General features: G+C 67.7%; 10 protein-coding genes. 3 read left to right on the top strand and 7 right to left on the bottom strand.

Annotation, left to right across the window (positions count from 1 at the left end):
• The 6 genes from CVO76_RS13190 to CVO76_RS13215 all read right to left on the bottom strand — a co-directional run.
• Nucleotides 1-1,827 (bottom strand): sensor histidine kinase (locus CVO76_RS13190; RefSeq protein WP_208739586.1); only part of this gene is annotated, 1,827 nt, incomplete at its 3' end.
• A 4-nt stretch (nt 1,828-1,831) separates the two neighbouring features.
• The gene (gene kdpC / locus CVO76_RS13195) at nt 1,832-2,440 is read right to left on the bottom strand and encodes a potassium-transporting ATPase subunit KdpC (RefSeq protein ID WP_208739587.1); all 609 of its coding nucleotides are present in this window, start codon (nt 2,438-2,440) and stop codon (nt 1,832-1,834) included.
• A 36-nt stretch (nt 2,441-2,476) separates the two neighbouring features.
• A complete protein-coding gene (gene kdpB, locus CVO76_RS13200) occupies nt 2,477-4,633 on the bottom strand; it encodes a potassium-transporting ATPase subunit KdpB (protein ID WP_208739588.1) in 2,157 nt (718 codons plus the stop codon).
• 3 nt (nt 4,634-4,636) lie between these two features.
• Entirely contained in the window at nt 4,637-6,310 is a 1,674-nt protein-coding gene (gene kdpA / locus CVO76_RS13205; protein ID WP_208739589.1) for a potassium-transporting ATPase subunit KdpA, read from the bottom strand.
• Nucleotides 6,310-6,399: a K(+)-transporting ATPase subunit F gene (gene kdpF, locus CVO76_RS13210; RefSeq protein ID WP_208739590.1), complete on the bottom strand. Its 90-nt coding sequence runs from the start codon at nt 6,397-6,399 to the stop codon at nt 6,310-6,312. Before kdpF ends, kdpA begins: the two co-directional genes overlap by 1 nt.
• A gap of 413 nt (nt 6,400-6,812) precedes the next feature.
• Entirely contained in the window at nt 6,813-6,956 is a 144-nt protein-coding gene (locus CVO76_RS13215) for a hypothetical protein (RefSeq protein ID WP_208739591.1), read from the bottom strand.
• A gap of 155 nt (nt 6,957-7,111) precedes the next feature.
• Between CVO76_RS13215 and CVO76_RS13220 the strand changes: the two genes are divergently transcribed.
• Both CVO76_RS13220 and CVO76_RS13225 read left to right on the top strand, forming a co-directional pair.
• On the top strand, nt 7,112-7,366 hold the full coding sequence (locus CVO76_RS13220; protein ID WP_133081734.1) for a hypothetical protein: 255 nt from the start codon (nt 7,112-7,114) through the stop codon (nt 7,364-7,366).
• A 152-nt stretch (nt 7,367-7,518) separates the two neighbouring features.
• A complete protein-coding gene (locus tag CVO76_RS13225) occupies nt 7,519-8,175 on the top strand; it encodes a PAS and ANTAR domain-containing protein (protein WP_208739592.1) in 657 nt (218 codons plus the stop codon).
• Between the two features lie 149 nt (nt 8,176-8,324).
• Here the strand turns inward: CVO76_RS13225 and CVO76_RS13230 are convergent, their stop codons facing one another.
• The gene (locus CVO76_RS13230) at nt 8,325-9,299 is read right to left on the bottom strand and encodes a DMT family transporter (protein WP_208739593.1); all 975 of its coding nucleotides are present in this window, start codon (nt 9,297-9,299) and stop codon (nt 8,325-8,327) included.
• A 72-nt stretch (nt 9,300-9,371) separates the two neighbouring features.
• On the opposite strand from CVO76_RS13230, the gene CVO76_RS13235 reads away from it, so the two are divergent.
• Nucleotides 9,372-10,301, top strand: a complete 930-nt coding sequence (locus tag CVO76_RS13235; protein ID WP_208739594.1) for a LysR family transcriptional regulator — start codon at nt 9,372-9,374, stop codon at nt 10,299-10,301.
• The last annotated feature ends 411 nt before the right edge of the window (nt 10,302-10,712 follow it).

The raw sequence follows: 10,712 nt of genomic DNA on the forward strand, positions 1-10,712 counted from the left end.
GCGTACCCGGTCGGCTTCGGCGAGGGGGCCTACTTCACTCGCGGCCCGGGAAAGATCCCGGTACTCGAGGGCTGTGTCCACTTGGGTCGTGATGACGGCGAGCAGTCTCCGATCCGCAGCTGCCAGCGGCCGGCCATCGAGTTCGAGGACTGCACGTTCGCCCACGGGGACAGTCACGGCCTCGGCCTGCCCGGGCGATGGCGGCTGGGAGGTGGCCTCGCTCAGCAGGGTACCGTCGACACCCCGCAGTCGAACGGCGTCGAGCCCGAAGGCCTCCCGGGTCCGGGTGACCAGTGCCCGCAGCGTGTCCTGCCCGCGGAGCACCCCTCCCGCTATGGTCGCGAGTAGTTCGGATTCCGCGGCAGCGCGCGACGCCGCGCGGGTCCGACGCGCAGCCTGGTCGACGACGTAGCTGACCAGGACGGCGTTGACGATGTAGAGAATGAGCGCGGTGAAGTGCGCCGGCTCGCCGATGGTGAGGGTGCGGACCGGGTCGATGAAGAAGAAGTCGAGTGTCAGGCCGGACAGGACGGCGGCGAACAACGCGGGCCAGATCCCGCCGATCAGGGCGACGACGATCACGAGCAGCTGGTAGCTGAGGACGTCCCCGGTGATGGACTCCTCAGACCGGAAAATTGTCAGCAGCAGGGTCAGGAGCGGGCCGCCGACCAGAGCCACCAGGGCACCGAGCGCCCGACGCCGCCAGGACAGTGCCCCGCCGGGATGAGGCAGCGCGAACCTGCGGCCGGCCGCAGCATGAGTGACCATGTGCACGTCGATCTCGCCCGACTCCCGGATCACGGTGGCGCCGATCCCGGGACCGGTGAGAAGGGCGGCGAGGCGCGACCTGCGGCTCACGCCGATGACGAGCTGGCTGGCGTTGGCGCCCTTCGCGAAGTCCACGAGAGCCTTCGAGGTCTGGTCTCCCACCACCTCGTAGTACGTGCCACCGAGCTTCTGCACGAGGCCCCGCTGCGCCGCGAGCTCGGCCGGATCGGCGTCGCGCAGGCCGTCCTGGTTCGTGACGTGCACCGCCAGGAGCTGCCCTCCCGCGGACCGCGAGGCGATCCGCGCCCCGCGGCGGAGCAGCGTGCGGCCCTCCGGCCCGCCGGTCAGCGCCACGACGACCCTCTCGCGTGCCTCCCACTTATCGTCGATGCCCTGCTCGGACCGGTACCGCTGCAGTGCGCTGTCCACCTCGTCCGCGAGCCACAGGAGCGCGAGTTCGCGCAACGCGGTGAGGTTGCCGACACGGAAATAGTTGGACAGCGCGGCGTCGATGCGCCCGGACGGGTAGATGCAGCCGTCGGCGAGGCGCCCGCGCAGGGCCTCCGGCGCGAGGTCCACCACCTCCACCTGGTCGGCCCGGCGCAGCACCTCGTCCGGGATCGTCTCGCGGTGCGGCACGCCCGTGATGCGCTCTACGACGTCGTTGAGGGACTCGATGTGCTGGACGTTGATGGTGCTCAGGACGTTGATCCCGGCGTCGAGCAGCGCCTCGACGTCCTGCCACCTTTTCTCGTAGTCGGTCCCCGGGGCATTCGTGTGCGCGAGTTCGTCGACGAGCGCTATCTCGGGGCGACGTGCCAGGACACCCTCGAGGTCGAGGTCGGTGAGGCGCACGCCGCGGTGGTCCACGGTCCGGCGCGGCAGCACCGCGAGGCCGTCGGCCATGGCCTCGGTGGCGATACGCCCGTGCGTCTCGACGATGGCCACGACGACGTCGCGCCCCTCACCGAGGAGCCGACGGCCCTCCTCGAGCATCGTGTAGGTCTTGCCCACCCCGGGTGCCGCTCCCAGGAACACCTTCAATCGGCCTCGTGTCATGGGCCTAAGTGTCCAGCTGCGCGAGGGCCATGTTCAATTCGACCACGTTGACCGTCGGCTCCCCGAGGTACCCGAGGTCGGGGCCCTGCGTGCGCTCCTCCACGAGGGCTTCGACGTCGCCCTCTTCAAGTCCGCGTTCGGCGGCCACGCGCGCCACCTGCAGCTGCGCGTACGCGGGGCTGATGTGCGGGTCGAGCCCCGACGCCGATGCTGTGAGCGCATCCGCGGGAACCGTGGCCGGATCCACGCCTTCGAGCTCGGCGACGGCGGCCCGCCGCTCCTCGATCGCCGTGACAAGGTCGCGGTTCTCGGGGCCGAGGTTGCTGCCGCTGGAGGCGCCGCCGTCGTACCCGTTCCCCGCGGCGGACGGACGGGACTGGAACCACTCCGGGAAGGCGGCGCCGTCGGCGTCGGTGAAGGACTGGCCGATGATCGCTGACCCGACGGCGGTGCCGTCGAGGATGAGCGGCTGCCCATCGGCGCGGTTGTTCAGTGCCAGCTGGCCGATGCCCGTGATGGCGAGCGGGTAGCCGATGCCGAGGACGAGGGTCAGGACGACGAGCGCCCGGACTGCGGTACCGAGCTGTCGGACGGTGCTGCGGGAAGAACTCATGACAGGCCTTTGCGGTGGTATGGCAGGAATGGAGGATCAGAATCCGGGCACGAGGGACAGCACCAGGTCGATGGCCTTGATGCCGATGAACGGGGCGATGATGCCGCCGAGCCCGTAGACGAACAGGTTCCGGTTGAGAGTGCTGGACGCAGACGCCGCGCGGTACTTCACACCGCGCAGGGACAGCGGGATCAACGCGACGATGATCAGCGCATTGAAGATGATTGCGGCGAGGATCGCCGACGACGGCGAGTGCAGCTGCATCACGTTGAGTGCCGCGAGGCCCGGAAGGGCGCCGGTGAACATGGCGGGAATGATCGCGAAGTACTTCGCGACGTCGTTCGCGATGGAGAACGTGGTCAGCGCCCCGCGTGTGATGAGCAGCTGCTTGCCGATCCTGACGATGTCGATGAGTTTCGTGGGGTCGGAATCCAGGTCCACCATGTTTCCCGCCTCCTTCGCGGCGGAGGTGCCGGTGTTCATGGCCACGCCGACGTCCGCCAGTGCCAGGGCAGGGGCGTCGTTCGTACCGTCACCGGTCATCGCGACGAGAGAGCCTCCCTCCTGTTCCTTGCGGATGAGGCGCATCTTGTCCTCGGGCGTCGCTTCGGCGAGATAGTCGTCCAGACCGGCCTCCGCGGCGATGGCCTGTGCGGTGAGGTGGTTGTCGCCGGTGATCATGACGGTGCGGATGCCCATGGAGCGCAGCTCCGCGAACCGCTCCGGGAGCCCTTCCTTCACGACATCCTTGAGGTGGACGACGCCGAGGACCCGGGCCCTACCCGTGACGTCCCGCACGGCGACCACGAGAGGCGTCCCACCCGACTGGGAGATGCGGTCCACCGTCTCCCCGAGCTCCGCAGTGACCATGCCGGAGGCGGCCGTGACCCACTCGCGGACCGCGCTCCCGGCGCCTTTGCGGACGCTCGATCCATCCACGAAGTCGACACCGCTCATCCTGGTCCGAGCCGAGAACGGGACCACATCGCCGTCCACCTCCTTGCGGACGAAGCCCTCGGTGACCGCGAGGTCCACGATCGAGGTTCCCTCCGGAGTGGGGTCGCTGAGGGACGACTGTGCGGCGGCGGCGATCAGCTCGTGGCGGTCTGCGTCGGCGACGGTGATGAACTCGCTCGCCCGCCGGTTGCCGTAGGTGATGGTGCCGGTCTTGTCGAGGAGGAGGGTCGTGACGTCACCCGCCGCCTCGACCGCCCGGCCGGACATGGCGAGGACGTTGTGCTGCACGAGCCGGTCCATGCCCGCGATGCCGATGGCAGAGAGCAGCGCCCCGATCGTGGTCGGGATGAGGCAGACGAGCAGTGCCACCAGCACCGGTACGCTGACCGTGACGTCCGAGGAGCTCGCGATCGGGTTGATGGTGAGGACCACCACGGTGAACACGATCGAGAGCGTGGCGAGCAGGATGTTCAGCGCCACCTCGTTCGGAGTCTTCTGACGTTCGGCGCCCTCGACGAGCCGGATCATGCGGTCCACGAAGGTGTCCCCCGGCTGGCTCGTGATGAGGACGACGATGCGGTCCGACAGTACACGCGTGCCGCCCGTGACGGCGGACCGGTCGCCGCCGGTTTCGCGGACCACGGGGGCTGACTCGCCGGTGATCGCCGACTCGTCCACAGAGGCGATGCCCCAGATGATCTCTCCGTCACCCGGTACTGTCTCATCGGCCTCGATCAGCACGATGTCGCCGCGGGCGACCTCCGAGGATGACACCGCGGTCACGGTCGCCCGCCAGGCACCCGGGTCGGTCTCGGGTGCGTAGTCGCGTACCACCCGTGCCGTCGTGCCCGTCCGTGCCTGGCGCAGGCTGGAGGCCTGCGCCTTGCCCCGACCCTCGGCGACGGACTCGGCGAGATTCGCGAACAGAACCGTCAGCCAGAGCCAGCCGGCGATGAGCCAGGTGAACGAGGGTGGGACCTCGCTGCCACCCGATGCCTGTGGCCCTCCGAGGAACGGTTCGGCGATGGCGATGGCGGTGATCAGCGCCGCTCCTGCCTCGACGATGAACATGACGGGCGTGCGGACCATCTGACGCGGGTCGAGCTTTCGGACGGCACCGGGCAGAGCCTGAGCAAGCTGGGCGGCGGAGAACGCCGAGGCCCTTCTCGGCGGTGTGGGCCGGGGACTGGCGCTGTCGCTGCTGCTGACGGCGGATGTTTCGGTGATGGTGGACATGATCTAGAGCGTTCCTTCCGCAAGGGGACCCAGTGCGAGCACGGGGAAGAAGGTGAGGGCGGTGACGACGACAGTGACCCCGACGAGGAGGGTGACGGACTGGATCCGGTCCGTGGGCACCGTCCCGGCGGTGGCGGGCACCCTGTCCTGTATCGCGAAGGACCCGGCAAGGGCGAGGACGAAGACCATGGGCAGGAAGCGTCCCAGCAGCATGACCACACCGAGCGCGGTGTTCAACCACGGCGTGTTCGCGGTGAGACCTGCGAAGGCCGATCCGTTGTTGTTGGCCGCGGAGGTGAACGCGTAGAGCACTTCGGACAGACCATGGAGGCCGGGGTTGAGGATGGACGTGCTGTCGATGTCCGTGCGGAGGGCAGGCACCGCGAAGCTCAGGGCGGTTCCCGCGAGGACGAGTGTCGGCATGGTCAGGATGTAGAGGCTCGCGAGCTTGATCTCCCGCGCACCGATCTTCTTGCCGAGGTACTCGGGCGTCCGGCCCACGAGCAGACCGGAGATGAAGACGGTGACGACGGCGAGGATCAGCATGCCGTACAGACCCGACCCCACGCCGCCCGGGGCGACTTCGCCGAGCATCATGTTGATCATCGGCAGCATCCCGCCGATCGCGGTGGAACTGTCATGCATCGAGTTCACGGCACCGGTGGAGGTGAGCGTGCTGGCAGAGCCGAACAGCGTCGACCCGACGACCCCGAAGCGTTGCTCCTTGCCCTCCATCGCGGCCCCCGCGGCCTGCGGTGCGGTGCCGTTCCCTGCCAGTTCGGCCAGGGTCGCCGCGGTCGTTGACAGCAGGAAGATCGCTGACATGGCGCCGAGGATGGCGTAGCCCTGGCGGCGCTGGCCGATCATCGTGCCGAAGGTGCGGGGCAGGCTGAACGGGATCGCGAGCATCAGGATGACCTGGAACACGCTCGTCCAGGGTGACGGGTTCTCGAAGGGGTGCGCGGAGTTGGCGTTGAAGAAGCCGCCTCCGTTGGTGCCGAGCAGCTTGATGGCCTCCTGTGAGGCCACCGGGCCGCCGGGGAGGGTTTGTCCGGCACCTGTCAGGGTGGTGACGGTCGTGAAACCGGCGAAGTTCTGGATGACCCCGCCTGCGAGCAGCACGAGAGCAGCGATGACGGCGCCTGGCAGCAGAATCCGCCAAAGCGACCGGGTCAGGTCCACCCAGAAATTACCGAGAGCCGCGTTCCGACGGGCCGCCAGCCCCCGCACGAAAGCAATTGCGACGGCGAGCCCGACGGCCGCGGAGACGAAGTTCTGCACCGCGAGGGCCGCCATCTGCACGGCGTAGCCCAGGGTCACCTCCGGCGAGTAGGACTGCCAGTTGGTGTTGGTCACGAAGGAGACAGCCGTGTTGAAGGCGAGTCCCTCGGGAACCGCCGGTAGTCCGAGCGAGTAGGGCAGCACGGCCTGCGTGCGCTGCAGCACGTACACGAGTAGGACACCGACCACGGAGAAGGAGAGGACAGCCGTGAGGTAGGAGCGCCAGGACTGGAGCGACGCCGGGACGACGCCGAGCACGCGGTAGAACCCCCGCTCCATCCGGAGGTCCTTCGTGCCGGTGAAGGTCCGGGCCATGTAGTCGCCCAGCGGACGGTGGAGCAGGGCGAGCACGACGACGACGGTCAGCAGCGGCAGAAACGCCGCGGCCTGGGTCATCAGAAACGCTCCGGCCGCACGAGGGCGTACACCAGGTAGCCCAGGGCCGCGACACCGAGGACGACGGCGATCAGATTGAAGACGATCACAGTTTTTCCACCGCCCTGGCGATCAGGGCGATCACACCGAACAGGGCTGCGCTGCCCACGAGATATACGACATCAAGCACGAGTAACTCCATCAGACGGGATAGTGCACTTCGATCCGCAGGCTTCCTGCCGGGCGGGTGCCACGGCGGGCACGGAATCGAGTACACACCCCGCAACGGAGCGGAAAGCCGATCCTTACGCTTTCCTCACGGCTACACCGCGCATCTCTACGCTTTCTTGATGCTCGAGGTCCTTCGGTCCGCGGAGGACCGCCGCCTGTGGAACGCGGAGCGTGAGGGTGTGCACACAGTCGCCGGAACTCGTGGGTGCTGGGAATCCCGGTACGGCCAGGCAATAGCCGCAGCCCTGTCCGCGGGATGTAGGCGTAGCCCGCCTCCTCGCGCAGGAATGCTTCAGGTCGCGGGCGGAGGCGAGGCTTGGACGGTGATGGCGGTGGTGGTCGCATTGATCTGCGCGAGGATCAGCCAGGTCACGAGGCACCCACCGATGAGGAACACGGTCAATTGGAGGAGCACGGGAAGGGCCGGGGTGACCACGGTGACACCGACGCACAGCCCCAGCCATACCAGGGCGGCTGTGCGCGGGGGTTGCAGGCGCAGAATGCAATGCGGGGACCGAGGATGGCACGCAACCGGCAGGTGTACGCGGATGGGTCTACGGTGGAACCACGACCTCGTGAGGAGGGGCAGTGATGGGCAAGCCGATGAACGCCGCCGAGCATCACACCGCGCTCTCCGACGCCGCTCACCTCATCGGGGTGCAGCCCTATGCTCTGTGGCTGGACTACTTCGGACTGTGCGGAAACCTCACCCCCCTGGACATCGAGGCCTACATCTGTGGGCTTGCCCCTCTCCCGGCAGCGGACCGGTCCATCCTGGAACAGGCGCTGTGGGAGCTTGATCCCGTCCTCTACGGTCTCGCCGTCCATGCGACCCGAACCTCCTGACCCTCCCGCCGGAGGGAAGCTGCTCGTCCGCGCATCGATCTGCATCCCGGGCAGGTGTAGGTGGACTCTCGTGTCGGTGAGGCTTGCTACTCTTCGGTACGAACAGAGTTGAGCAGCCAGCTCTGCGACGTCCCGTAGAGAGCCGTCTCCTCGTGCAGTCATCCAACCCGTCGCCTCCGACCCGTCGGGGCTTCGACGCGCCGTCCGACATCTTCGAGAATTGCCCGACAGGCACGTTCCAGTACATCTTCGCCACCGATACCTTTCACTGGTCCGACGAGATGTTCCTCATGCACGGGTACGAGCCCGGCGAGATCGTACCGACATATGAGCTCGGTCAGAGCCACGTCCACCCGAGCATGCGTGAGAGCAGTGCTGCGTTCTGGGCCGAGGCGACCGACCTGGACGGCCCACTGTCCGCCTATCTGACCCTGCAGGACCGCAACGGCAAGGACTTCCAGACGCTCGTCGTGGGAGGGCCACTCCTGGAGGACGGGGAACGCATCGGCGTGCGGGGCCTGCTGATCGACCTCACCCACTCCATCCACGCCGATTCCCACCGGCTCGCGAACGAAGCAGTCGCCGCTTCGGTCGCCAAGCGCAGCACCATCGACCAGGCCAAGGGGATCCTCGCCGGCCGCATGGGTATCAGCCTCCAGGATGCGTTCGACGTGATGAGCCAGCACAGCCAGGACACGAACCGGAAGGTCAACGCCATTGCCCAGGATGTCGTCGAAGCGCTTGGACAGCGACTCACCCTCCAGGTCGACGGCAGGGAGCAGGCCCGCAGGTTCCTGCGCTCCCTCTGACCGCCCTGGCGCCCGCCGAGAGGTTCGACGCGTTCGGATCGGTTGCTCCGGGAAGGCCGGCACCACGCTGCCCGCCGAGCGATGGGCCGCCGTGCCGGGCATGCACGGGCGTCCTGGACCATGCACGGAAGCGACGGAGAGCCGGACGGTCATGGGTAGACAGGCACCGGGACGTGTGGTGTCCGGTGGCGGGCTTCGGCGCGTAGTCCGAGGTAGGTGCCGGTGATGATGAGGACGGCTCCGATGATGCCGAGGACATCGAGTGTCTCCTGCCCGATGCTGAGTCCGATGAGGACCGCCCAGATGGGTTCGGTCCCCATGAGGAGACTGGCCCTCGATGCTGAGGTGCGCTGGATGGCCCAGGTCTGCACGAGGAACGCGAACACACTGCAGGCGAGTCCGAGGTAGAGGACGCCGACCCACTCGCCGGTATCGAAGTACCGCACGGCGTGGAGCACGCCTCGATAGTCGGCGAGGGTGTAGATGAGGGCGCACACCGCGCTTTGAATCAGGGTCAGCATGAGCGCACTGAATCCGCGTCCGCGGGTGAGGACCGAGACCGCGGTGACGTGGACAGCGCGCACGAGTGCGGCCGCGAGGACGAGCATGTCCCCGAGCGTCGGTGCCACGAACCCGTCCCCGGAGACGAGGAGACACACGCCGACGACCGCGACGATCCCGGCGATGAGCACCATGCGCGGCAGTGGTACGCGGAACGCGATGCTCTCGGTCACAGGGGTGAACACGATGACGAGACTGATGACCAGCCCGGCGTTCGTGGCGCTGGTGCCGGCGATCCCGTGGGTTTCCAGGATGAGCACAGCGGCCTGGGTGCATCCCAGAACCGCACCCACGACCGTTTCGCGGCGGGAGGCCCTACGCCGGTTCCAGAACAACCAGAGTGCCACCAGGGCCACGGTGGTGATGAGGAAGCGCAGGGAAAGGATGACCGTGACCCCGACGGTCTCCGTGAGGGTCTTGGCCGCGAGGTAACTGCTGCCCCACACGAGAGCGACCAGCAGCAGGAGCAGATCCACCCGGCGTGCAGCAACAAACCCCCCGAATGTGTCTCGATGACCGGCGAGGACGGTTCCCGGTGTCCGGGACAGCAGTGATGACAGCACTTCGCCATTCTGCTGGTCGAACATCGGTAAGACGAGAGGGTAGTTGATGAACTAGGGGTTTAGGATTCGCTTATGGATCTTCACCAGTTGCGGCTGCTTCGCGAGTTGGGCGAACGGGGCAGCCTCGCCGCGGTGGCCCGGTCCCTCCATGTCTCGGCGTCCGCCGTGTCGCAACAACTCACTGCGCTGCAACGCAGGGTCGAGGTACCCCTGACCGAACGCAAGGGACGGAACCTTGTCCTGACAGGCGCCGGCCGGGCCCTGGCATCAGCTGCGGTGGACATCAGTGTCGCGATGAGCTCCGCCGAGCAGGCCGTCAGCCGGTACGTGCAGGACCCCACCGCGACGGTGAGTATCTCGGCGTTCACCAGTGCCGGCCTGACCTGGTTCGGCCCCCTCCTCCACGCTCTGTCCGCCGACGGGAACCCGCGGGTGGTCCTGCACGACAGGGACGTGGGACAGGAGGCCTTTCCCGCCCTCGCCGCCGACTACGACCTGGTCATCGCGCACCGCCTCGAACACAGCAAGCCGTGGCCGGACACCATCTCCGTCCTACCCCTGGTGCATGAACCCCTGGACGTGGCCATGTCGGACCGACACCGGCTCGCCCTCGCCCCCAGTGTGGGTGTCGCAGACCTCCTCGATGAGGAGTGGGTGTCCGTCCAGGACGGATACCCACTGGAGTCCGCCCTGCAAGCCATCGCCGTTCATGCCGGCAGACCCCCGACGGTCACGCACCGCATCAACGAGTTCCTCATCGCGGCCGCAATCGTCTCGGCCGGTTCTGCGATCGCCCTGATGCCCCGCCGCACCGCACCGCCACCACTGGGCAGCGGGATCGTCCTGAAATCGCTCCACGACCTACCCCTCGCCCGGCACGTCGACATCCTCTGCCGCCCCGAAGCCCTCCACCGTACTGCCGTCCGCACAGTCGTCACCACGCTCCAGAACCACGCGTCCGGTGGTCCTGACCAGACGGGCTCTCGAGCCTCCGCGTCATGATGCGCGAAGTCGTCGGCAACGCAAGGATGAACCTCCTCCGCCTCGACGACATGGAGAAGGCATTCCCCGGTTTTCTCCCCGCCGTCCTCGCCGGCCCAGCCACCGTCGGCTAGAACACGACGTCCTGCACTGACGCTCGAGCGCGACCTCTCCGCTGCATCCTGCTACCCAGCGAGCCTCCCGTACCTCCGGCATGCGAGGTGCCCCCTTCCCAGGGGCTCCGACCCGTCCCCCGCGCTCATGCGTAGATGGATCGGTTGAGGGCAGCGATCTCCTCGGAGGTCAGTGATTCGAACTTCTCCCCGATGGCCGCCATGGCCTGGTCACGTCGACCGGGCAGGAGGTCCTTCTGGGCCCGCGCCAGGGCTGCCGGCAGCTCGTCCCGGGTCAGGGCGGTGCAATAGGCGGGGG

The sequence above is a fragment of the Arthrobacter agilis genome (assembly GCF_002953615.1).
Taxonomy (GTDB): Bacteria; Actinomycetota; Actinomycetes; order Actinomycetales; family Micrococcaceae; genus Arthrobacter_D; species Arthrobacter_D agilis_B.

Bases quoted from the DNA above. Each gene is read 5' to 3' on its own strand.
- CVO76_RS13220 (WP_133081734.1), top strand. From the start codon at position 7,112: ATGGGCAAGCCGATGAACGCCGCCGAGCATCACACCGCGCTCTCCGAC.
- kdpB (WP_208739588.1), bottom strand. From the start codon at position 4,633: ATGTCCACCATCACCGAAACATCCGCCGTCAGCAGCAGCGACAGCGCC.
- kdpA (WP_208739589.1), bottom strand. From the start codon at position 6,310: ATGACCCAGGCCGCGGCGTTTCTGCCGCTGCTGACCGTCGTCGTCGTG.
- CVO76_RS13235 (WP_208739594.1), top strand. From the start codon at position 9,372: ATGGATCTTCACCAGTTGCGGCTGCTTCGCGAGTTGGGCGAACGGGGC.
- kdpC (WP_208739587.1), bottom strand. From the start codon at position 2,440: ATGAGTTCTTCCCGCAGCACCGTCCGACAGCTCGGTACCGCAGTCCGG.